Origin of the sequence: Acetivibrio sp. MSJd-27 (assembly GCF_018918095.1) — a bacterium.
Lineage (GTDB): Bacteria > Bacillota > Clostridia > UMGS1840 > HGM11507 > HGM11507.
Window position 1 is genome coordinate 35,403 of record NZ_JAHLPV010000014.1, and the last position, 24,422, is coordinate 59,824.

Genomic DNA, 24,422 nt, shown 5'->3' on the forward strand with positions numbered 1-24,422 from the left:
TATCAGCTGATTCTACTCATACAACTTATAATCTTTTCCCGAGAATACGATACCTACGGTTTGCGGACCGGCGTTGTTGCAGATAGCACATCCCAATCTGCCTTCAAAAACAGCTGCTGGATTCAGCTTTTCAGTCACCTCTCTCCGAAGCCGTTCTATCACATTTTCGGGTACATCGCCAAGGAGCAGAACAATCTCCTGGTTTTCCAGATCCACAGCCTCCGCCTTGACATTTTCAATCAGCTTGGCGATGGCGGATTTTTCACCGCGGCATTTATTGTAGACATCAACACTGCCGTTTCCTGCCGCCATGATGGGCTTTAAACCCAGTGCCTCCCCGACAATCGCCGCTGTCACGGAGATTCTGCCGCTTTTGCGGGCAAATTTGAGGGTCGAAATATAGGCATAACAATGGGAATGGGTCAAGCGATCTTTCAGGAAGGCCACAATTTCGGAAAAGGATTTTCCTTGCTGCGCCATTTCTGCCGCCAGCATAACCGGACGACCATAACAGAAGGTATAGGTATGAGAATCGATAATTTCAAAAATGATTTTATCCTTGCCGTGAGCCTCCTCAAACAGGGAAACGGCAAGATGTGCACTGTTGAACGTTCCGCTTCCCGCAGCATTGATTGTGGTCAGAATAATATGAGTATAGCCTTCCTCCCATGCTTTTTCATAAACAGCCAGGAACTGAGGCGGTGTAATTTGTGCAGTGGTGGGAAGTTCTTCGCATTCATTCAGTACAGAGAAAAAATCCTCTTTACTGATGTCGTAAGTTTCACGGTAGGATTTTCCCTGATAACTGATTGTGACGGGGATTAGCTCAATGTTTAGCCTCTGTGCCTCTTCCAGTTCAATATCTGACGGTGTATCCACCATGATTTTTATCTTTTCCATTTTTCAGGACTCCTTTCAGGGGATTGGGTTAAGCCTTTTATACCATTCATTTGGGTATTATGCAGGGAAAGAGATATTGTGTTCTTCATTTAGTTATATTAACATTTTTTCACTTTGATTTCAATCTTTTTCTTGAGCCTATATTTATATATTCCCGTAGAAATGGTTTTTATCAGAAGCAGTAAGCTTGCTATTTTTTGAATAGAGTGTTAAAATGATGAAAATACTATTTTACTATGAGGAGGAAGCTTATGAAATTTCGTTTTATACACAATAATCTAAATGTATTTGATCTGGAAAAAAGTTTGGTATTTTATAAAAAGGCCCTTGGACTAACCGAATATAAGCGCAAAGAAGGTGGAGGCGGGGATTTTACGCTGGTATTTTTGGAGGATGGTATATCCGGGCATCAGTTGGAGCTTACCTGGCTCAAGGACAGGACAAAGCCGTATAATTTGGGAGATAACGAGATTCATTTGGCTTTCCGGGTGGATGATTTCCAGAAAGCCTATGCTCTGCATAAGGAGATGGGGGTCGTCTGTTATGAGAATAAGGATATGGGACTTTATTTTATCAGCGATCCGGATGGATATTGGATAGAAATATTACCTGAGAGATAGTCGGTTTTTGCCGAAAAAAGTAGGAAATTTTCGTACAATATTGGTTGACTTTTCCATATAAAACATGTTATTATAATACCAGAACAATCGTTACTATGGTAATTTAGGAAGGGATAGCGCCTCTTCGATATACCCTCGCTTGGATGTGGTCACGCGTCTGCGAGCGGGCGGGATACAATTTATGATCAGACTGCGGGTAACTACCCCCTGTTTCACAGCGCTAAAAGAATTCCCTTAGGATGCTGTATTCCGGGATAAATTTCCTGATGGAAGCCTTATCTGTTTTTCTGTCAAGGCACACACCTTACACCCACTCTTTTAATGTTATTTTCAAACCATTTACAGAAACGGGTGTGTTAAGTTAAGGGACCTCTTTTTCACCCGAAGAGGTTCCTTTTTTGTGCCTTTTTTAGCCTGCCAGCGTTCATGATAGAACTGCATTCCGAGGCAAAATTCCTTCAATAAGGATTTTGCACCGTTGTACAGCGATTTAGAGGAAAAATCCACTTCCGCTGAAAAAAAGAAAATGATTCCCCATGCCTGCGGAGACGGAGGCTCCTTCTGAGCATTGTTATTAAAATTTTATTGCGCAATATCGGACTAAAATTAAGCAACATAAGATATTTACTTTTCAGCACCTCGGCTGATATAATATTCTTAACATTTTAGTTGCTTTTGAACAATAAATGATCCTATTTGGACAGCAGTTCTATTCAAATAGCGTAAATTTAAGGGATAGAAAGAAAACGAAAGGGGAGAAAAACATGAAAAAAAGTGTGTTTCAAACAGTAGGAAGGAGAGTGCTGGCGGCAGCGATGTGCCTGCTTATGACATTCACTGCACTGCCATCATTCTATACCGTGCAGGCGAGCGATTACCTGTTCTATGATTCTTTTGAAACGTCTTTTACTGATTTGCCCGATGGATGGACCGCGTTTGCCGGCGCAAATAGTGATAATGTGAAAAAGGATACGAGTCATTTCACCGACGGAAACAGCAGTGTGCGTTTAACCAGCGGTTCCGGCAGTATGGGAATTCTATCCAAAACGTCGTCAGCAGAACCAGGAAAAGAATATAAGGCCACGGTTGACGCTTACGTCCACAGCGGGGCAGGCACTGTTTATTTGCTGATGTACGACGCAAATGGAAAAGTGGTTGGCTCACAGTCTGCAGTAAATGCCGCTGCCGGGCAATGGAAGGGCATGACGGTAAGTGCGGTTGCGCCGGCAGAGACCTCTTCTGCTGCTTTGCTTTTATATATATGCGAGGGCGCTGCGGGCGATGTGAGCTATGACAATGCAGTGATTTATCCTGGCGCTGAGCTGACAGTAAGCGGCGCGCTGAATGGTAATCTGGCGTATGGCCGTAAAGTGGAAACAGACTTTATATACTATAACGGGCTCACTGGCCCTGTGCGGGCGACGGACGGAGAGTTGTCAACTTCCTTTCTTGCAAACAGCACAGCAAAACAGACCAAAGCGTACGCCACAGTGGATCTGGGGGCGATAGGCAATATCAATCAGGTGATTGTCTATGAAGATGGTTTTAAAATCAGTCAATTTGATATTGCGGTTTCAAAAGATAATATCAGCTGGAATATTGTAAAAGGTGAATCCACAGCGGGAGCAAAGAAAATCGTCAATTTCCCGCTTACGGAAGCCAGGTATGTAAAGGTTGATGTATTGGAAGCGGAGATCGGTTTTGGCTTCCGCCAGATAGAGGTATTCAACACCAGCGAAACAGTTACGTTCCCATACGGGGAGCCGCCGGCGTTGGCAGGCGGGGATTTAAAAACGCCTGAAATCGCTTCGGAGATACCGTATACAAAAGAAAACTTTCACATTTATCTGTGTCTGGGACAATCCAATATGGTTGGTGCAGATGAAGTGCTTGCTGAGGATAGAGTGCGGACGGAGGGCGCTTATCTCTTCAACAGTGCCGGTCAATGGGAATATGCGCAGCCGGGGCTGGGACAAATGCAAGGCTATAACCGTTATACCACGGTCAGCATTGACAATACGGATCCCACCGCTGAAATTGCAGGGATGAGTCCGGCGCATTCTTTCACCAGAACGATAGCGGCAAATGTGCCTGACAGTATCGGCGTTGGAATTGTATGTCAATCTGTTGGCGGGACCAGCATTGACCAATGGCAGAAGGGATCCGGAACGCAGCTTTACGAGCGGGCGGTTGCCAGAGCACAGGCTGCAATCGCAAGCGGTGGTACGCTAAAGGGGATCCTCTGGGCGCAGGGCGAAGCCTGCGCATCCAGGGATGACTATCTGACTTTGCTGAATAAGATAGCAGAGGGTATGCGAAGCGAGCTTGGGGTCGCCGCTGAGGAGGTTCCCTTTATTGCAGCCTCCTATCCTTTGCAGAGAGCCGCTCAAAATGAAAATATTGCGAAAATTGCCACTGTCGTGGAAAACTCCGATTTTATCAGCAGCAAAGGAACCGTTATTTTTGATACGGTTCATTTTACAGCAGATTCCCAGCGCTTGCGCGGCGTCCGTTTTGCGGAAAAGATACTGTCCAAGGTATATGGAATCCAGAAAAGCGAACGTGAATTATATCAGATGATTTATCATGAGGATATCGGAGAAGAGGAAGTTGATGTTCCTGTCACACCGGAAGCTTTTACCAAGGGAAGCGGCACGGCGGGAGATCCCTATGAGGTCGGCACAATCGGTCAGCTTTACAATGTAAAAAATTTCTCCAGTGCACATTTCAAACAGACTAAGGATATTGAAGAACCTTTCAGCGAGCCGATTCCGACTTTCTCCGGAACCTATGACGGGCAAGGATACAGTATTAATCTGAAAATTGACACCAACGTCTCCACCGGTTTTGTCACACAATTGCAGGCGGGCGGCGTGCTGAAAAATATCGTCACCAAGGGCACCGTGTGTTCAAGCGCTACCGCCGGCGGCGTAGGAGCATTGGCGGGAAGCACCTCCGGACAGGTCAATATACTCAACTGTGTCAATTATGCGGCGGTTTCCGAGGGCAGCAGAATGGGTGGCTTGGTCGGAATTCTCAACGCTTCGGCAACCATGACAGGCTGCAAAAACTACGGGAGCGTGACAAACAGCGTGGCAGGCAGAGGGATGTATGTGGGCGGTTTGATCGGGTATGGTAATTCCAATCTTGTGACTGCATGCGCCAATTTCGGCACGGTGTCCTCCGGTGATCAGGTTGGAGGGATCATCGGGCAATTAAATATCAATAGTGGTATGCTTTCAGCCTGTTACAACATGGGAGCGGTCGAGGCTACAGGCACTTCCGGAAATGCCGGAGGAATTGCCGGCATGCTCCGAAACGGAGTGCTTTCTCAGTGCTATAATTTGGGAACGGTAACAGGAGCAACCTCGGCGGGCATCTCTGTCTTCTATGCGACGGCTACTGTGGCTCGCACCTATATCGAATATAGCTATAATCTGGATTCTGCTCCTTTCTATGTATCGAGCAATACATCCCTTACTGCAAAAGATAGCTATCAGTTCCAGACGGGATCCCTTACGCAGCAAACGGGGGTTACTCTTCTCGACTTGAACGGGATGAGGAACTTAACCGCTGCCCAGCTGGGCGATTCCTCGGGCGCGGTTTGGAATACGGAAACCTCTTTCCCGACTTTGATCGCCAATCCTCAGACAGAAGCCTATGATCTGTGGAATGTGACCTTTGTAAAAGACGGAAATGGAACCATATCTTTCACCGAACCCATGGAGGTAAAGGGAGGTACCATCCTGAACATACAAATTACGCCTGATGCCGGTCAAATCATTGAGAGCATTAAAATAAATGGGATACCGGCAGAAAACGTTTCAGCTGGGGAACAGCTTTTCCGAACCCCGGCAATCATGGCGGATACAGAAATTCTCGTAACATTCAGAGGTCCTGCACTGTCCTTGACAGTGGATAATAATGAAGGCATCCGCAGAATCTATTTTGCAGGAGATGCTGAAGCTTATAGCCTGTACGTTTACACAGGATCAGAACGGCCGTCCGCACCGGTTGCTACAGACGTCAAGTCGGGCCATGATATCTCCCCCTACCTTACCGAGACAGTCCAATACAAGGCGGTTATCGCGGCGGTGGAAGGCGGAAAGGAAATCAACTACAGCGCGCCGGCAGATGTGGACGCAAGATTCTTCTATGGCGAAGGAACCCAGAGTGATCCCTTCCGGATAAAAAACATTGGGCATCTGAATAATGTAAGGGAGCTTCCGGACAAATATTTTGAACAGATTGCGGATATTGAGGATGAATTTACAACGCCCATTTCTGTGTTCTCCGGCACATATGACGGAAAAGGGCATAGCATCAATCTGGGAATTGATACCAATACTTCCGCAGGTTTGATTGCCACGGCACAGGCAGGTTGTGTGCTGAAAAATATTGTCACTAAGGGGAGTGTGAAATCGACCGCCGATACAGGGGCGCTGATCGGCACCACCGTGAATAGGGAAGCGGTCACGATTTCGGACTGTGTGAACCATGCAGAGATTTCCGGAACCAGCAATGCAATCGGCGGTTTGGTCGGCAGACTGAATGCAGCGACAACCATGACGAAATGTAAAAACTACGGAAACGTAACAGGCAGCACCTATGTTGGAGGTCTTGTGGGTGTGAATGCATCTACGCTTATGACCGCTTGCGCGAATTTCGGGACGGTCTCTGCTTCCGATCAGGTCGGCGGGCTGATAGGACAGCACAGTTCCACTGGCAAGGTTACAGCGAGTTATAATGCGGGAACGGTTCAAGCATCCGGTTCTTCCGGTAAGGCAGGAGGAATCGCAGGAATGATTCGCAACGGAGCGATATCCCAGTGCTATAATCTGGGAAGTGTAACAGGAACAAATGCGATGGGAATCTCCGGTTATTTTGATAGCCGTGCACAGGCTTCTATCTCCTATATCGAATACAGTTATAACTTGGATTCCACCCCCTTGTATATCACGATTCAGGATGATCTGGCTGCAAGGGATAGCTATCAGCTCAGCTCTGAAACTCTTCCGTCAGCCGGAGGCGTTACCTATCTTGGACTAAATGCAATGAAAGCACTGACGGCGGTTCAGCTGGGTGATTCAACCGGAACGGTTTGGAACACGGAAACCTTCTTCCCCACCTTGAAGGAGAACCCGCAGGAGGAACCCTTCAACATGTGGGAGATCACCGTCAATCACAATAGCGGAGGGACAGTTGACTTGTCTGGAACAGCTTATGTGAGAGAAGGGGCGGTAAAAGAGGTGACAATCACTCCGGATACCGGTTATGAGATCGAATCCATTTACTACGGCGATGTTCCAGTCTGCTTTGGCTCCGGAGAAGTTGTAGTATACGCTACGCCGGCGATCACCGAATCAAAGGTGGTAACCGTTAACTTTGCGCCGTCGGCCGCCGAACCGAATATTAAAATGACTCCTTTTGTCTATACAGGGGCGGATAATGACGATGCTCCAATCGGTGTGACCTTCTCGGCGGCGAGGGAACAGATTGGAAGTTATACGCGTACGGAATTTGGTATGCTGCTGGCAGTGGACGCAAACAGCCTGAAAGATGAGAATCTGCATTTGGGCAATTACTGGACAGCCAAGGGGATCGCAGCCCCCCGCTATGACGGTCTGTTCGGAATCAAGTTCAGAGGGGATGCAATCCAAGCGGGGATCGCTTATTATGCCCGTCCTTATGCAATCTATCAGAGCGTAGATATCACGAAAGTGGTATACGGCGATATTATCGAATTTGTACCGCAGGGAAAATAAGATGAAAGGTTAGAGCGTTCTTAAGCATTAGAGAGTCGAAACGGATAAGCCCCTGCTTCTTTCAGCGTGGAATATAAATATAGAACCGTGCGGCATGCAAAACGCCTCATTTGTCTGACTAAGTATACATACTTTTCTGACAAATGAGGCGCTTTTTTGCGGGACAGCAGAGCGGGATTACAACGAAATTTTTCCTGTGAAAACCATATTGAATTCAGCTCCTAATTCTTATACAATGCGCTGTGCTGGAGCATCGGAGCAAAACACTTATTCCGGTGCGCACGCAAGTGTGTTTATCCTTTCACGTGTTTTCCATTCGCTGTTTAAATCGGTGATAAGGATGAGATAGTCACCCTCCTGAATAATGGTGTCTCCCTTTGGAATGATTTCAGTTTCCATTCGCTTGATGGACAGCAGAAGACTTCTTCTGGGCCATTTGATTTCCTTTACCTGTTTTCCTGCGATTTTGCTTCCGTGCTGTACAATCGTATCGATAAGGATTTTTTTACTATGCTCCTCCTTCTCCGGCAGGATATTCTTTGTTTTCAAAAGGTTTTCCAGCAATGATTCATAAACAGGAGCGCTTTTTAACAGATCTGCAACAATATATGCCGTAATGGAAACTACGGTCAGAGATAGAAGATGATGCAGAGAACCAGTCATTTCGGTGATTAAAATAATTCCTGTGATTGGTGCTCGGACGATGGCTGTGAAATATCCTGCCATAGCTAATATCACAAAGTTAAAAAACAAATTTTGAGAAAAGCCCAGCCAGTGAACCGAAACACTTCCGAAGATGGCGCCTATGGTGCCGCCAATAATCAGAAGAGGAAAGAAAATACCACCGGGCGAGCCCGAGCCGAAGCTTATCATGGAGAAGAGAAATTTCACCAGAAGCAGTAAAAAGAGCATGAAGATCCCGGTTGACAGATTGAATTGTGAGATGATTTCATGGCCGCCGCAGAGAACGGAGGGAAACGTGAGACCAAGAATGCCTGCCAGAATAAAAGGAATCAGAGGCCGTTTGTCCTGAGGAAGCAGTTTTCTGTATAATCTTTGCGTTGCCAGCAGAACTTTATTGTAAAAAGCGCCTGCGGCACCAAGGACAGCGCCTAAGAGCAGAAGGATCCAGTAGGAAGAAAGAGGAATCATTCCTACCTCCGGAAACTGAAACACGTGTTCCATTCCAAATACATTCTTGGCTACAAAATCCGCCGCCACCGCCGCCGCCATTGTGGAGAGAAGGATCAGGGGAGAAAAATATTTGAAAATTTCCTCCAGCGCGAACACGACACCCGCCAACGGAGCGTTAAAGGCGGCAGAAAGTCCGGCGCTGGCACCGCTTGCTATCAAAACCTTTTTCTCCATCCTAGTAGCCTTCACTTTTTTTGTGACGCCCTCCGCGACACAGGCACCCAGCTGCACAGACGGTCCTTCCCGGCCAAGAGACAAGCCGCCGAGGATGGCGACGGTACCTCCGATAAATTTGAGACAGAGGGTGCCAAACCAGGTATCCTTGATGTAACCCATCATAATTCCTTTTACCTGGGGAATGCCGCTGCCGCTTATCATATCATTCTTTTTGACCATCTTTCCCACCGCGATCCCCATAACAATGAGCAGAGTCATCCAGACAGGAAACCAGATAAGATGTTCTCTCAGAAAACGGCAAATGAGAAAAGCCAGTTTTTCCGCGTAATTCAAAACAGCACGGTATCCTACAACCACCAGCCCCGATAAAAGACCGATGAGAATGCTCCACAACAGGACAGAAAGCTTTTTTTCACCCACACTGCCAATTGCTTGATAATTATTTTTCATATTCAAAACCCCTTTGTGTCAGAACATATCATGAATAAAAATTTCTATTTTATTGTAGCACAGAGAAAAGGGAAAAGCAAACAGATGACAAATCGGTTTGCCACTCTGTGTTTATGGACAAAAGTCTCATCATACTCTTGTCCATAAATATGATACAAATTCGGGTTGTATCAGGGAGGGAAAAAAGCTATGATATGCTAAGAGAGATTATGTGCCGGCGGGTTATTGCCAGCCTGCGGCGGAATGGAGGATTCATATGGCTGAACTGAGATATAACCCCTTAATAAAAGATTGGGTAATGATTGCATCCCATCGGCAGAACCGGCCGCAGATGCCGAAGGATTTTTGTCCATTTTGCCCCGGCTCTGGGAAGGTGCCGGACGACTTCACAGTGCTGGAATATGACAATGATTTTCCGGCGTTGTCCCAAAATCCGCCGGAACCGGATCCTGTGGAAAATGAATTTTTTAAGGTGAGGGACGCCTATGGAAAATGCGAAGTCATTCTGTATTCGAAGGAACATACTGTCACGCTGCCAGAGCTGTCCGTATCCCATATTTGCAAGCTGGTGGATTTATGGGTGGAACGGTTTGAAAAGATGGCGCAGGATGAAAGAATAAAATATGTGTTTATTTTTGAAAATCGAGGGGATGCTGTGGGTGTTACCATGCCGCATCCCCATGGACAAATTTATGGATATTCCCTGATTCCCAAAAAAATTGAACTGGAACTGGAGTCTTGCCGAGAGTATCAAGAGGAAAAGGGACATTGTCTCATCTGTGATATGCTGAAAGAAGAACAGGCTTTCGGAAAGCGCGTGATTATGGAAAACGATGATTTTTCGGCAGTTTTGCCCTTCTTTTGCGAATATCCGTATGGAATTTATATTATCAGTAAAAAGCATAAACAAAATATTGCCCAATTAAATCCGGAAGAAAAGAAGAACCTGGCATTTATTTTAAAGGCGGTTACCGGAACATACGACAGCTTGTTTGACTATCCGTTTCCCTACATGATGTGTATGCATCAGTCGCCGGTCAACAGTGAGGACACGTCGGGATATTACCACTTTCATATCGAGTTTTTCCCGCCGATGCGGTCCAGAGATAAAATGAAATATAACGCGTCCAGTGAAACAGGGGTATGGGCACACTGCAATCCTACTGCACCGGAGGAAAAGGCGGAGGAGCTGCGGGCGGCTTACCGGAGATTCTTGGAAAAGGAGAAGGAATCATGCTAGAGAAGCTAAAACAGGAATTTGAAGATTTATACGGCGCTCCCTGCGAGAAGGTGCTGTTTTCGCCGGGACGGGTGAACCTGATCGGGGAGCATACGGATTATAACGGCGGGTATGTTTTTCCGGCGGCGATTGGTATGGGCAGCACCCTTTTGTACCGGAAACGGGAGGAGCCTGTTATCCGTCTGAAAGCGACCGATCTGTCTGAGATTGTAGAGGCAGACATTCATCAGCTTGATTGCTATAAAAATTTAAGGTGGGGAAATTATCAGCTGGGCATTTTTGAAACCATGAAAAGGCGAGGGTACCAAATTACTGGCTGTGATCTTTTATATGATGATACGATTCCGCACGGCGGGGGACTTTCCTCGTCTGCGGCGATTGAGGTGGTGACCGCGCTGCTGGTATCCATTCTAAACGGAGAACAGCCGGATATGGTGCAGATGGCGAAAATTTCTCAGCAGATGGAGCATGAATACATTGGTGTAAAATGCGGCATTATGGATCAGTTTTCATCTGCCATGGGAAAGCGTGATCATGCCATTTTTCTCAATTGCAAGACCATGGATTTCGAGTTGGTTCCGATCCGAATGGATGGATATAAGCTTGTGATATCCAACACCAATAAAAAGAGAAGTCTTGCCGATTCAAAATACAATGAGCGAAGAGCGGAATGTGAACACGCTGTTGAAGAGCTCCGAAAAGCAATCCCAGCCATTACCTGTTTGGCTGATGTGACAGCAGACATGTTTGAACAGTATAAAAACGTCATAGCGGATGAGACGGTACGGCGGAGGGCAGAACATGTCGTTATGGAGGATGACAGGGTTTTACAGTCGGTGAAGGTCTTGAAGGACGGAGATTTGGCGGCATTCGGAAAGCTGATGAATGAATCCCATGATTCCCTGAGGGATTTGTATGAAGTGACGGGAGCCGAACTGGATACCTTGGTGGAAGAGGCGAGAAAGATTGATGGCGTTTTGGGCTCCAGAATGACCGGCGCCGGGTTTGGCGGATGTACGGTCAGTCTCGTCAAAGAGGATGCGATTGAGGATTTCAAAGAGAAGGTGTCGAAAAGTTATCAAAAGAAGATTGGCTATGATCCCAGCTTTTATATTACAGTGATTGGAGACGGAGGAAAGCTGCTGGAAGGGTAATCTTCTCTTTTTCCTGCCATGCTATAGAGAATCAGAATCGCTTTGGCTGGACAAAAGTATTTACGTATTGTGAAAATGGAAGCGCTTATCAAATCGGATAAGCGCTTTTTATAATTTAGGAAATTACAACGAAATGAGTTAAAAATTTTTTTGAAAAAATAAGATAATTTAAATATGAAATCTGGGAGATTCCAAAAAAGAGCGAGTGAAGCGAGCTTATGTTTTTCGGAACGAAAAAACTTTTTTATAGCATAGGAAACGGTGCGGGATCATACCAAATTGCGTGTTTCAAAAAATAGCGCGCAGAGCGTTTCTGCGTTTTTACAAAAGAAAAAATCAAAATACCTTCACTGCCAAAACGCTGCATTCAATTTTTCATGAAAAACAACAAATATAACATAGATAATTTAAATATTTAATTAATTATAAGTATTGATAATTGAAAAATATAGTGATATTATAATGCTATAAATTACAAAATAATTATATTGTAATTTATGGAATAACATTCCCCATTCCATTCGTAGAAAATAGGAAAAGAAAGAAGGAATACAATGAAGAAAAAAACGGCAAGTATCTTTATAATTTTTTCCCTTCTCACTGCTTTCTGCATGCCTTCCCTTGCGTCCGCAGCTTTGAACTCCAATTCTCCGGAAATTATGGATTTTGAGGATAAGGAAGCAGGGACAGGATTGAGCAACGGAAACGGCTGGACTCTTACACTGGGTACAGGTACACACCGGGTCGAATATGTGCAGGATCCGCTGGATCCTCAAAATCAGGTTTTGGATACATACTGTGCAGCCGCGAAACAGGATACGAATGTAATTTATGAGTACAGCAGCTACACAAGCGGAAAAGCGGTGTTTGACTTCAACTATATGCTTACCCGATCCGTTGGAAATGACGCTCAGTTCCGGTTGATCAGCAGCAAAACGGAGAAGTTTGCAGTTGATTCCCAGAACGGCAGCTGGAAATACCGAATTGGAGGCGGCACTTGGGTAACTGTTCCGGACAAAACCGCTGCAGTCAATACATGGTATCATATTACTATTGTTTTGGATCCGGACACAGATGAGATAAGCTTTTGGCTGGATGGAGATCCGGTGCTGCAAAATGCGGATTCTGGAATTGATATTACAAATATCAACAAATTCCAGATTTATAACCGGTGTACCGCTATTAGCAATTCGAAAAGTGTTTACTTTGACAACATCCGTTCCCGTTATTACGGAACAGAAATCAATGCGGAGCCTATATTCAATCTGATGAACAGCGAAAAAATCATAAAATTAGGAGAAACGCTGGAAATGGATTTCACAGGCCGCGTGATTGACACCGACGGAGATTCCGTCACATTAACCTCAGACGCGGGAACAATGAACGGCAATATTCTTAGCTACACACCCGATTCGGCAGGGGCGAAAACCATTCATGTAACTGCAGATGACGGCAAGGAAACTTCTGTTTATACAATGACAGTGAATGTTATTGAAACAGTAGAACTCACTGTCACCGGAGGTGCTAACGGAACGGTTACTCCATCGGGTGTGCAGGAAGTTGAAAAAGGTCAGCAAGTCACCATTACCGCAACGCCGGACGATGGATATGCAATTGAATCCATCCAATACAATGGTATGGAAGTAATCGGCTATACGGAAGGCGAAAAGAGTTATCAGACACCTGCTTTGAACAGCGATTCTACTGTTGCCATCACGTTTACTGCATTGAAGTCCAAAGAAGAGGTAATTCCCTTCACAGCTACTTTTAACGGTTCAGAAGGAGACAGGTCCTTTGGAACTGTATTTGCAACGGTTTCTCTTGGTAGCGCATTGGAGGAATACGGTATATTATTCTCCAAGACAGAGCTTGAAATGGATGCGTTTACTCAGGACGCGGCTGGTGTTTTTGTGGGAAAGGCAGTTGCGGCAGCAAATGCAAAGGGACAGTATGGCATCAAGTTTACGGGAAATTTGGAAGCCGGAACCTATTATACAAGAGCTTACGCCGTTTATACAGGCGGGAAAATTGTATACGGGGATCGGATTGTGCCGATTGTAATACCGTAAATTTGCTGGTAAGATGAATTTAAAAATTTCATATTTTATGATGAGAGCGGGAAACAAGTTTTGTTTCCCGCTTTTTGTTGTATGAGCAGTTTGACAGTGAGGAAAAGGAGCGGAATGTATAACTGCGGGCAAGATGTCCCCCGCCTCGAAAGAAGGCGGGTTCCATATCCGCGGTCAGCGGAAGTGCAATCTCCTGCTGACCGCGGCACTGCCAAGCAGTGTTCTTGCCCTCGTTGAATGACGGGACAAGCCCTTATTGAAAAATAAGGAGCGGCAGGGAGCGTTTGCACAGTATTATGCCTGATATCAAAAACGATTGCTAGCCATATAAAACAAAAATGTCATAAAAAAATGAAAAATAATCAAAAAAAAGAACAAAAGAAGATAAATACAATATTTTTTTATTTTGCTATAATAATTGTACAAAATGACTTAACATGCGCAAAAAAGAGATATATTATTTGTAAAAATAGTATATATCAGGAATTACTGAGGCGGGAATGAAGAACAATTTATTCCTGCTTTCCGAATTGCTTTGTGAAAAAATAGGGCGAAGTGAAATCATGAAAAAGGAGGGATGCTGATTCTGGCATCAAGGATGGGCTTGCGGCTGAAAGAATGCCGGAAAATCTAAAGGGATACTGCTGGGAATCAGTGTCGCTGCGGATAAATCAAAAGGGCTTTGCGGTGAGGAGGAAAGGCAAGCCCAAGAAACAAATTAGGGGGTAATATTCATGAAAAACATGAAAAAAGCATTGAGCTTATTTTTGGCGCTGTCAATGCTTCTGACGGTCTGTGCAGTTAATGTATTGGCAGATGATACCGTCACACTGACAGTACCCAACGGAAATTTTGCAGAAACCTGTACGACAAACAGTACATCAATGCCGGGTGGCTGGGTTGGAAAAATATATTCAGGGACTGTGTTGGCATCAAATTCATTTGATTACTATATCAATTCAACCTGCGAAAATAGTAAAGCAACCGGTGCTCCAAGCACTGATGGTTCTTACAGTCTGTCATTAAAAGATAATGGCACCGGAGGAGCTCTTTATGTTGAATCTCCCAAGATCAGTTTAGAAAGTGCTTTAACAGAGAAAAAGGAATTTAACACAGCTTTTGATGTTAAGATGTCGAGAACTGGATCTAATACTGCAAAAGTATCTTTATTCTTTTACAATGCAGAAGGGAAAGTTTACGATGGTGGAAGATGGATCGATGAAATTCAAACTCCTTCCTTGGATACTGATTTGCAACTTAAGGATGCGGTAGGAAATGGAAGCTTTGTTGCGTATACCCCTTCAGCAGCCAGTACTTGGGAAAGCACTAGCTTTAAAGCTATAGCTCCGATTGGTACAAGCAGTGTGTCTGTTGCTTTGATTGCTTCTACTTCGCAAGCGATCCGTTTTTGGTATGACAATGTCGGCATCAGCTATAAATCGCTTCCTGCCGGTCCTCAGCAGGTAACGGATTTGGTTGCCGTTCCCGGAGACGGTCAGGTTACTTTAAGCTGGGCATTGCCGTCCATCACCACGGATTACGCAGGTGTATCCATCGCTGTGAAAAACGGCTCAACTCTCGTGGACACCGTGGATGTTATGGACGCTGCGGTAACTTCCAAGGTGATCACCGGACTGACCAACGGCGTGGAATATACCTTTGAGGTTACCTCAGTGAACGCAGATAAGAGTATGTCCTCCACAGCGGTTACTGCGACGACCGCACCGGTGGGCAAAACAGTCTCCTCTGACGGTGTATTCACCATTCCCAATGCGGACTTTGAACAGACAGTCACAGCCAATTCCGTTGACATTTCAAAATACGGATGGGATGTGACGGTTTATCCGTCAGATAAAACACTGGTTGCCGGACAGAATTGTTATGAGATAAGTAGTTATCACACCACGGAAAGTTTTCCGCAGATGGCGCCGAACACGCCTGACACGCAGACCGCAAACAACACTCTGCGTATCAAACAGACCAGCGGTTCTACTTACGGAAGCTTTTTGATGCAGAACAAGCTGCCTCTGGCAGAGACATTCACCACGATGCAGAAAGTGACATTCCAGTTTGACTATGCTTACCGGCTGACACCTCCGATTTATGTAACCATGCTCTTCTATAACGAGGACGGCAAGGTTTGGAACGGTGCTGCCGAGAGCTGGGAAACGCTGGAGGTTACCGGACATTCTGACTGGCAGCGCAAGGACGCGGTCGGAAGAGACAGCTATGCGGTTATTACGCCTGGTGAAGAAGGTGTCGTAGAACAGAAGGTATGGGGAACTTACAGCTTCTCCAGTATTGCACCGGTCGGAACCGCGGCGGTTTCCATCGGATTTACTTCCATTGCCAGCCAGGCAGGTATTACATACATTGATAATCTGAAAGGTACCTGGGAAGCAGCGCCCGAATATGTATGGGTTACTGTAAGCAGCGGTGAAAACGGAAGTATTTCTCCGTCCGGAAAGATCGGCGTAGTAAAGGGGGAGACGGAAACCTTCCAGATCAGAACGGCGGATACCTCTTATATTCTTAATCAGGTGAAGTACAACGGCGTTCCAGTTGAAGTTACCGGTCAGGAAACTGCAACAGATGCAAACGGGGATCCGGTTTATTATTACTACAATTATACCACGCCGGCAATGAATGCGAACGCGACGATCGACGTTTCGTTCACACTGGCCGAGGAACAGGAAAAGATTATGTCTGCGCCCGCTACCTTCACCGGTACGGAAAGCGCCGCTCCTTATGGACTTGCATTTGCCACGGTTTCTTTGGGAGCTACATTGGGCGAATACGGTGTTCTGTTCAGCGAGACAGAGCTTGACGGCGAATCCTTTGTTATAGGCGCGGAGGGTGTCTTTGACGGAAAAGCAGTTACAGCTGCCAATGCGAAAGGCCAGTATGGGATTAAACTGGCCGGAAGCCTGATATCCGGGAAGACTTACTATACGAGAGCCTATGCAAAATACGGTGAAAATTACATTTATAGTGATAGGATTATAACAGTAGTTATTCCATAAGATCAATCGGGTGCTCAATGAAGATGTCATCCTATGTTGAGACCGAACCAGTTCGTTTCATTCGTTAAAAAAGAAGAATAAGTAGAGAAAGTGTCCTCTGCCCGTTGCGGGCGGGGGACATTTTGATATAGAGTGAGGAATAGCGCGCGGATGATATTTTGTTTTTGGCTCTCGGTGTTTCCCCCTTGAAAAAGAATGGAAAGAGCGAAAACGACCGGTTGACAAATCTGTGAAGCATGGTAAAATAAAATAGCTGTTTGATAGCGGTTATTTTGCTTTTTATAACATAGAAAACGGTGCAAATTTGTGCGCGGTTGCATGTTTCAAAAAACAACGTCCGAAGCGCGATTGCGTTTTTCAGAATAAAAATTTTTATAAAATGGAAGCACAGAGAAAGGAGGAAAAAAGATTGACAAGTGAAAGTAAGTTGACGGTGCGCTATGCGGAGACAGATCAGATGGGAATTGCACATCATTCGGTGTATCCAGTTTGGTATGAGGTTGGGCGTACGGAATTTATCAGAGAGCTCGGGATTGGATATAACCGGCTGGAGAAAATGGGGGCGATGCTTCCGGTACTGGAAGTGCATTGCAAATATATCCATCCTGTGGAATATGAGGATGAATTATGCATTCATACAAGGATAAGTTCAATGGGAGTAGCAAAAATTCAATTTGAATATACCATATATAAATGCGGCTGTGGAAAACCGGTGAATATTGGAACAACTCTGCATGGATGGGTGGACTCACAGACGTTTCGGCCAATTAACCTGAAAAAGAAGTTTCCGGATGTTTATCAAATGATTGCGGCAGCTGCCGATTCGGATGATACCATCTATGCTTCACAATATGAAAAAAGAGGATGGAAAGAAAAATGGGTAAAAAAAGGGGTGCTATCCTTTTGCTTCTCCTTTGCTTCATCTTGGCTTCTTGCGGTCAAAAAAGCAGTATCATTTCATTGATTCATTCCGACAGTGCCATGAATTATGGAGACACCGGCGGTTTGGAGCTGCCGCTAGATACAAACCACACAAAAATAAGTATTCTGGTGGCCTCTGATTTCTCCAACCTTTCGGATAAGCTGGTGATAAAGGAATTATCCGAGCGTACAGGTTTGGATGTCGACATTATTGAGGTGCCGCCAGCCAGCATACAGGAGAAGGCAAAGGTTATGCTGAGCAGCAATGACATGCCGGATATTGTGAACAGTTCTTTCAGCTTTGACGAGATTAATCAATTGGGAGCGCAAGGTACTTTTGTATCTATTAATAAATACATCAATGAACTGCCTAATCTGAAAAAGCATTTTGTAGATGACGATGAAAACAATATTATTTTTAACACTTACACATCCGGCGATAACAACCTGTATGTTTTCCCCAAGTTTGAATTTCAGCGACCTGTTAACCATGGATTCTTATACCGGAAAGATATCTTCGACCGAAACGGGATTTCTGCCTGGAAGAGCACAGAGGAATTTTACCAGGCTTTGAAAAAGCTGAAAACCGTTTATCCGTCCTCTTTCCCTTATGTATCCAAGACGGGAACACAGATTTTTTCAGATTGGTCTACTAGCTGGGGAATTCATTTTCCGGGGCTGTTTTTTGACGAGGAAGAGCAAATTTTTAAATATTCTGCGACCGATCCGAAAGCTAAGCAAATGCTGGATTTTATGCGAAAGCTTTATGTGGAAGGGTTGCTGGACGAGGAGTTCTTAACTTGTACGCAGGGCAATTGGGAAGTGAAGATGACAGAACCGGAAAAGGCCTTTGTTACGTTTGACTGGATCAGTCAAATGGATATTTTTTACGAGCAAGTCCAGGAATCCAATCCCGAATTTGATTTGCGGTATGCTTATCCGGTAGGTCCCACTGGCAATGTTGCGACGTTGAGCAAAATTGGAGGAGGACCGGCGGTTACCAACAATAGCAAAAAGCTTTTGTCCTTAAAACTTTTAGATTATTTGCTGAGCCCTTCGGGAGCTGAATTGATGACTTTGGGGGTACAGAATAAAACGTTTCAGGTGGAAAAGGACGGTTCTGTGAAATATCTGGGATTTTCTCAGGAAAAAACGATTTCAATTGATGATTTGGAAGAACGCTATGGAATGTTTATCGATGGGCTTTACCGCCGCGTCGACAAGAGAAGCGTTTACTTCAATTATTCTAAGAAAGAACAGGAAGCGCAGGATATGATTATCAAGGAAAACCGGTTTGCAAAAGAACTGCCGCCGGTAAGATTTGAATCTGCCCAGAAGGCACAGGTATCCAAATGGACGAATGATTTATATGCGGCATCCATGGAGTTTGCCCAAAACTATGTCCTTGGAAATGATGCGGGGGAAACATCTTGGGATCGGTGGGCGGAAAAGGCGAATTATCTTGGTGCAGAAGAACTCGTTGCATTATATAACCACCAATATCAAAAGTATCTAAAGTAAAGGAATTGTTTATGTATCAACTATTTGAAAAGATTGGAATCACCTTAAGCCAGCGGCAGAGGGAACAGTTTGAAGATTTCACAAAATTGCTCTTGGAATGGAATCAGAAAATGAATTTGACCGCTATTACCGACCCGGATGAGATTATTTTAAAGCATTATCTGGACAGTGCTCTGCTGTTTCAGACAAAGGTTATCCGGCAGGGAATGAAAACGATTGATGTGGGCTGCGGAGCAGGGTTTCCATCTGTTCCTGCAAAGATTATCCGGCCGGATTTGCGTTTTACACTCCTGGACTCTCTGAATAAGAGGCTTCATTTTTTGAATTGTGCCATTGAAAAATTAGGGCTTAAGGAGATAGAAACGCTTCACATGCGTGCGGAGGATGCCGGTCAGGACGAACAATACCGTCAGCAGTATGAACTTTGTGTCGCTAGAGCGGTAGCGCCGCTCAATATTTTAATGGAATATTGTACGCCTTTTTTGAAAAAAGATGCATACTTCGTTGCTCTAAAGGGACCGGATGGAATCCGTGAACTGGAAGAGTCAAAACATGCTATGCAGATACTCTCCATGGAGGTATACGAAACGATCGAGCTGGAGCTTCCTTCGACGGATCAAAGGAGAATGTTGCTTGTTTTTCAAAAAAAGGGAGAGACTCCTTTAAGGTATCCCAGAAAAGCAGGAAAGCCCGGCAAAAAACCACTTTAAGCGCTCCTTCTTAGAAGACTGACTGTGATATTACCGTCGGTGTTTTAATAAGATATGCAATGAAAAGAAGATGTTGCCCGTATCTGTAAGAAAGATCATAAAACTAATAAAATTATATTTGTCAATAGATAATCTTATTTTTTAAATATCAAAATAGATAAAAAATGAGATTAAAATTATGCAAGATGACAAAAAATGAAGATGTGATGTTCAGAAACATCAAATTAGATTGACACTATCCCAACAAAAGGTGTAAAATAACATAAAAGAATGGGGCACATCTGTGTATTTCTATGAAATATGCACGAAAATGAAAAGGAGGAAAAGTGAGATGAGAGCAAAAAAACTTTTGGCCGCAGGAATATGTATTACAATGGCAGCTTCCCTGTTTGCTGGATGTAATGGCGGTGGAACACAAAATGATGTAGGGGAAATGACAAAAGAGGAAATTGAAAAATTCGAGGCGGATGCTGGCGGATTGAAACTTCCTTTGGACAAAAAAGGAACGCAGATCAATTTCATGACAGAATCCAGCAATACCGGGATGACAGACAGTACCGTTATCAAAGAACTTTCGAGAAGAACAGGTGCAAAGATTGTTATAACAGAGATCCCGCAAGCCACGATGAAAGAAAAAGCAAAGGTATTGATTGCATCTAAGACAGATATGCCGGATGTTATTACCGGAGGTTTTACAACAGAGGAACTCAATGACCTGGGGATGCAGGGAGCTTTTGAACCCGTTTTGGAACACTTGGATGAACTCCCGAACTTTAAAAACCTGTTTATCGATAAAGCGGAAGAGCTGGGGACAGAAAAAGTTATGAAAAGCTGGAAAGCTTCCAATGGCAATCTCTATATGTTCCCCTCCTATGGCATTAACCGTGATGTGAATCATGGAATGATGTACCGGAAAGACATTTTTGACAAACATGGAATTCAGATGTGGGATGGTCCGGAAAGCTACTATCAGGTGCTGAAAAAACTGAAAGAGCTGTATCCGTCATCCACGCCGATGGTTTCTAAAACAGGCACTAATTTCTTTACCCAACAGGCGCAAAGCTGGGGAATTTTGAACTGGCCCGGTATGTTCTATGACCATGAAGCGAAGACGTGGAAATATTCCTCTATGGATCCCAGATTCAAAGAATTATTGGATTATATCAAAAAGCTGTATGATGAAAAATTATTGGATCCTGAATTTTTGACCTGTACACAGGCAGCATGGACAACAAAAATGACCCAGCCGAATCAGGCGTTTACAACCTTTGACTGGATTGACAGAATGGATATGTTCTACGAACAGGCCAAGGCTACGGTTCCGGATTACAATCTGAGATACGGGAATCCAGTTGGCCCGACACAGAAAGTCATTACAATTTCACCTGTATCCGGTGGTGTAGTGTTTAAAAGATCTGACAACAGTGAGTTAGCGATGAAGGTCAATGACTATCTTCTCAGTGACGGCGGAGCGGAACTGATGACTTGTGGTATCGAAGGGGTTACCTTTAACTGGAATGAAGATAAATCCCATGCGGTTTATATCGGATTTGACACGCAGAACATTACCATCAAGGATTTGGAAGAAAAATACGGAATGTGCCTGGCAGGAACGACCAGAAGATATGACAGAAGATCGGTTTACTTTAATTACTCCGAGAAGAACCAGGAAGCACAGGATCTGATGAACAACAAACCGAACGGAGGCTATCTGCCGGAAGATCCGCAGCCTACCCCGACTGCCGAGGAAAAAGAAATTATCACCAAAAACGATCCGAAACTCAGAAAGCTGGCTGAGGAGTTTGCTTCCAAATATATTCTGTCTGGAGAAAGCGGAGATGCTGCTTGGAATAATTTCTTGAGCCAGATGGAAGCTAACGGCGCATCTGAAACAGTAGCAGCTCAGAATGCCGCACAGGCGCGTTATGATCAACAGTAAAGAATAGCTTTATATGTGTGCTTTGCAAGATCAATACATTTTGTTTTGTAAAAAATAGAATCACAAAAAATAAACTGACACCGTATGAATTACGGTGTCAGTTTTTTAAAGTGACATACATAACGACCTTACAATATTGACAGCATTCTGTATATAATTTGATAGATTATTCTTATCAGCACCGGCAACAATAAAGTTACATTTATTAATCGGAATTAAAATTTTCTTTGCAGAGCTTTGCGCGATTGAACGGGCAATATTGGGGGTTATTTCGCCCATCATTGCACTGGGAGCTATAATGCCTATGGCGCCTATAATAATATCAGCTTTCTTGACATTTTCTATTATTGCGGTTTCGCCGAAATAATTTTTACAGGAACCGGCTTTTTCCATTTGATGAGCGGCATATTGATTTGTACCCAAAGCGATAATATCTATATTTTCTATTGTTTTTAACTTTTCAATCACTGATTTTCCAATTCCTCCGCCCTGACCATCCACAACCATGACGTTCAATAAATATCACCTGCCTCAATAACTATTATAACAAGATGAAAATACTTTTGCAAGGCAAAGACATCATAAAAACATTTCGACCTCGCAAGCGTCAATATTCACTCACAGCCTGAACATAAATTTGTACTCAGCCATCTGTAAAGGTTAGAAAGTATCAATGGGAGATTATAATGAACAGCAAAATGTTTCCCGGCTCTAGAAGGACTTGGCAAGGGACGGTAGTATTTGCAATGTAACTTTTTTCATAATTCCTTGGAAGAACTTTGAAACAATGCCGGACGGATTTTGCATTGTTATATGGCGGAGGAAGAGACTCCTTTTTTAGGCGGAGCACAATCCCCCGATGAATTGTTGCATAACAGGGGAATCCCTTTATTAAAAATAAGTTCAAAAAGACCAATCACTTTATTTTTCTAAGAAGATTTCTGCAAAGTACGACAAAATTCAATCAGATTTGATAGACAAGATTGAAAGAATAATGTTGAATTGCTCGCAAACCTCGAATTTATAGCGTAACAGCGGGAAATTTGGCGAACGCTTTTTCTTTACAACCTGTAAGCTTCCGAGTATAATAAGACCATAACAACTGAAAGAAACGGAGCAATCGACATGTTAAATATATTCTCAAATGAAAATGTGGACAAGCCAAAATTGACATTTGTTTCGCCAGAAAGAATTGTTCCTAATCGGAATCAGCCAAGGCAGGTATTTGACGAAGTCAAGCTCTATGAATTGGCGGAGTCGATTAAAGAACACGGTATTCTTCAGCCGTTGTCGGTTCGGAAAATTGATACGGAACGCTATGAATTGATTGCGGGAGAAAGACGGCTTCGCGCTTCCATGCTGATCGGCCTAAAATCCGTTCCAGTCATTATAAATAAATATTCTGATAATGATTCCCTTGTACTGGCAATTATTGAAAATATACAAAGGCATGATTTGAACTACTTTGAAGAAGCGGAAAGCTACCGCAAATTGATGTGTGAATGTAAGCTCACCCAGGAAGAATTGGCAAAAAGACTTGGCAAAAATCAATCTACCATTGCCAATAAGCTTCGACTCTTAAAGCTGAATTCTGATGTGAGGCAGCTTTTGCTGGAATATAATCTGACAGAGAGGCATGCTAGAGCACTTTTGAAAATTGATGATAAAGAACTTCAAGAAAAAGCCTTACAGGAGATCTCCATGAAGAATCTCAATGTTCAACAGACAGAATTCTTGATTATGTCCTTAAAAGGCGAAGTTCAGAAAAAAGATAAAAAGAAGATAAAGGACAAACGTTATATTCGTCTGTTTAAGGATTTAAGAATATTTTCAAGCACTATCAATCAAACAGTGGATATGATAAAAAAAGCTGGTATTCCTGTAAAGTCTGACAAAAGTGAGACAGAGTCTTACATAGAATATGTGATAAGAATTGACAAGAATGCAATTGGACAGCCGAAAATGCAGGCAAGTGTATGAAACAAAAGGTTATTTAATTTCTAACAAGACGAATTTATCGTAAAATTTGGCTTATAAAAAGAAGTTTTAGATTTCAAATGAAAAGTAGAGACGAAAGCCTGCGAACAGGATACGCAGATATGCATAGCCCCCTCATCTTTTATGCCGATTTATTGGCAGAAAGAATTTCATATATTTTTCACCCTTGCGGCAAAAGCACAGCTTTTGCCGCATAAACCCTAAAATAACTTCATTAATATAGATTAAAGTGTATTATATGTTTCTATATTTATTATAGAATGAAATATATAATAAATCCCCCATTCTCCTTTCGCCGTTTAAGCTTCATGCTTAAACGGTATTTTTTTATAATATAAGAAATTGTGTGCAACTGGACAAGTTCTAGGATTAAAAAGCTTTTTTATAATTTTTTGATCTTTTTTGTCGAAAAAATATTGACACAAAGGAAGAAAAGTGCTATACTACAACAAGTGTTGCGGAGAAACGGCAAAGGGAAATAGGGATGCCGTGCAGGAAGCACACGGAAAAAGCACTTTTCAAAAGGCTTGAAAAAACTTTTAAAAAAGTATTGACAACAAGAATGAAAAGTGATATACTTTAAAAGTCGCTGTGAGAACGGCGGCAAACAGTCAACTGACTGCCGGTCCTTGAAAATTGAACAACATGACGGTCCTAGCAATAACTTAGAGTTTAAAAACAAGTACAACTCAAGTAGAAACGAGTAAAAAGGAAACGACAAACAAAGTTTGTTTAAAGGGG

General features: G+C 43.7%; 14 protein-coding genes. 11 read left to right on the top strand and 3 right to left on the bottom strand.

Features of this window, described 5'->3' with window-relative positions; all coding sequences use genetic code 11:
- Positions 1–12: 12 nt before the first annotated feature.
- Positions 13–900: a DegV family protein gene (locus tag KQI32_RS06700; RefSeq protein ID WP_177689734.1), complete on the bottom strand. Its 888-nt coding sequence runs from the start codon at positions 898–900 to the stop codon at positions 13–15.
- Between the two features lie 251 nt (positions 901–1,151).
- On the opposite strand from KQI32_RS06700, the gene KQI32_RS06705 reads away from it, so the two are divergent.
- Together KQI32_RS06705 and KQI32_RS06710 are read left to right on the top strand one after the other, a co-directional pair.
- Positions 1,152–1,520 carry a VOC family protein gene (locus KQI32_RS06705; RefSeq protein ID WP_216424400.1) on the top strand — a complete coding sequence of 123 codons (369 nt, stop codon included), beginning with the start codon at positions 1,152–1,154 and terminating at the stop codon, positions 1,518–1,520.
- 764 nt (positions 1,521–2,284) lie between these two features.
- Complete coding sequence (locus KQI32_RS06710) at positions 2,285–7,285, top strand: sialate O-acetylesterase (RefSeq protein WP_216424401.1); 5,001 nt, start codon at positions 2,285–2,287, stop codon at positions 7,283–7,285.
- 267 nt (positions 7,286–7,552) lie between these two features.
- On the opposite strand, the gene KQI32_RS06715 is transcribed toward KQI32_RS06710, so the two are convergent.
- On the bottom strand, positions 7,553–9,106 hold the full coding sequence (locus tag KQI32_RS06715) for a ClC family H(+)/Cl(-) exchange transporter (RefSeq protein ID WP_216424403.1): 1,554 nt from the start codon (positions 9,104–9,106) through the stop codon (positions 7,553–7,555).
- Positions 9,107–9,362: 256 nt separating this feature from the next.
- On the opposite strand from KQI32_RS06715, the gene galT reads away from it, so the two are divergent.
- The 8 genes from galT (at position 9,363) to KQI32_RS06755 (ending at position 21,683) form a co-directional block, all read left to right on the top strand.
- Complete coding sequence (gene galT / locus KQI32_RS06720) at positions 9,363–10,346, top strand: galactose-1-phosphate uridylyltransferase (protein WP_216424405.1); 984 nt, start codon at positions 9,363–9,365, stop codon at positions 10,344–10,346.
- Positions 10,340–11,500 carry a galactokinase gene (locus KQI32_RS06725; RefSeq protein ID WP_216424406.1) on the top strand — a complete coding sequence of 387 codons (1,161 nt, stop codon included), beginning with the start codon at positions 10,340–10,342 and terminating at the stop codon, positions 11,498–11,500. The genes galT and KQI32_RS06725 overlap by 7 nt, the downstream gene beginning before the upstream one ends.
- 554 nt (positions 11,501–12,054) lie before the next feature.
- Positions 12,055–13,569: a LamG-like jellyroll fold domain-containing protein gene (locus tag KQI32_RS06730; protein ID WP_216424408.1), complete on the top strand. Its 1,515-nt coding sequence runs from the start codon at positions 12,055–12,057 to the stop codon at positions 13,567–13,569.
- Between the two features lie 734 nt (positions 13,570–14,303).
- Positions 14,304–16,592 (top strand): fibronectin type III domain-containing protein, encoded by a 2,289-nt coding sequence (locus KQI32_RS06735; RefSeq protein WP_216424409.1) that lies wholly within the window; start codon positions 14,304–14,306, stop codon positions 16,590–16,592.
- Positions 16,593–17,001: 409 nt separating this feature from the next.
- Positions 17,002–17,556 carry a thioesterase family protein gene (locus KQI32_RS06740; protein WP_253291094.1) on the top strand — a complete coding sequence of 185 codons (555 nt, stop codon included), beginning with the start codon at positions 17,002–17,004 and terminating at the stop codon, positions 17,554–17,556.
- On the top strand, positions 17,469–19,034 hold the full coding sequence (locus KQI32_RS06745) for an extracellular solute-binding protein (RefSeq protein WP_216424411.1): 1,566 nt from the start codon (positions 17,469–17,471) through the stop codon (positions 19,032–19,034). The genes KQI32_RS06740 and KQI32_RS06745 overlap by 88 nt, the downstream gene beginning before the upstream one ends.
- 11 nt (positions 19,035–19,045) lie before the next feature.
- On the top strand, positions 19,046–19,744 hold the full coding sequence (gene rsmG / locus KQI32_RS06750; RefSeq protein ID WP_177689724.1) for a 16S rRNA (guanine(527)-N(7))-methyltransferase RsmG: 699 nt from the start codon (positions 19,046–19,048) through the stop codon (positions 19,742–19,744).
- Between the two features lie 331 nt (positions 19,745–20,075).
- Entirely contained in the window at positions 20,076–21,683 is a 1,608-nt protein-coding gene (locus KQI32_RS06755) for an extracellular solute-binding protein (RefSeq protein ID WP_216424412.1), read from the top strand.
- A 105-nt stretch (positions 21,684–21,788) separates the two neighbouring features.
- Here KQI32_RS06755 and KQI32_RS06760 read toward each other — a convergent pair whose 3' ends face one another.
- Positions 21,789–22,190 (bottom strand): DUF3842 family protein, encoded by a 402-nt coding sequence (locus KQI32_RS06760; protein WP_253291096.1) that lies wholly within the window; start codon positions 22,188–22,190, stop codon positions 21,789–21,791.
- A 618-nt stretch (positions 22,191–22,808) separates the two neighbouring features.
- Between KQI32_RS06760 and noc the strand changes: the two genes are divergently transcribed.
- The gene (gene noc, locus KQI32_RS06765; protein ID WP_216424415.1) at positions 22,809–23,663 is read left to right on the top strand and encodes a nucleoid occlusion protein; all 855 of its coding nucleotides are present in this window, start codon (positions 22,809–22,811) and stop codon (positions 23,661–23,663) included.
- The last annotated feature ends 759 nt before the right edge of the window (positions 23,664–24,422 follow it).

Coding starts and splice junctions, on each gene's coding strand:
- KQI32_RS06705 (WP_216424400.1), top strand. CDS start 1,152: ATGAAATTTCGTTTTATACACAATAATCTAAATGTATTTGATCTGGAA.
- KQI32_RS06755 (WP_216424412.1), top strand. CDS start 20,076: ATGAGAGCAAAAAAACTTTTGGCCGCAGGAATATGTATTACAATGGCA.
- KQI32_RS06730 (WP_216424408.1), top strand. CDS start 12,055: ATGAAGAAAAAAACGGCAAGTATCTTTATAATTTTTTCCCTTCTCACT.
- rsmG (WP_177689724.1), top strand. CDS start 19,046: ATGTATCAACTATTTGAAAAGATTGGAATCACCTTAAGCCAGCGGCAG.
- KQI32_RS06735 (WP_216424409.1), top strand. CDS start 14,304: ATGAAAAACATGAAAAAAGCATTGAGCTTATTTTTGGCGCTGTCAATG.
- KQI32_RS06760 (WP_253291096.1), bottom strand. CDS start 22,190: ATGGTTGTGGATGGTCAGGGCGGAGGAATTGGAAAATCAGTGATTGAA.
- KQI32_RS06710 (WP_216424401.1), top strand. CDS start 2,285: ATGAAAAAAAGTGTGTTTCAAACAGTAGGAAGGAGAGTGCTGGCGGCA.
- noc (WP_216424415.1), top strand. CDS start 22,809: ATGTTAAATATATTCTCAAATGAAAATGTGGACAAGCCAAAATTGACA.
- galT (WP_216424405.1), top strand. CDS start 9,363: ATGGCTGAACTGAGATATAACCCCTTAATAAAAGATTGGGTAATGATT.
- KQI32_RS06745 (WP_216424411.1), top strand. CDS start 17,469: ATGGGTAAAAAAAGGGGTGCTATCCTTTTGCTTCTCCTTTGCTTCATC.
- KQI32_RS06715 (WP_216424403.1), bottom strand. CDS start 9,106: ATGAAAAATAATTATCAAGCAATTGGCAGTGTGGGTGAAAAAAAGCTT.
- KQI32_RS06725 (WP_216424406.1), top strand. CDS start 10,340: ATGCTAGAGAAGCTAAAACAGGAATTTGAAGATTTATACGGCGCTCCC.
- KQI32_RS06700 (WP_177689734.1), bottom strand. CDS start 900: ATGGAAAAGATAAAAATCATGGTGGATACACCGTCAGATATTGAACTG.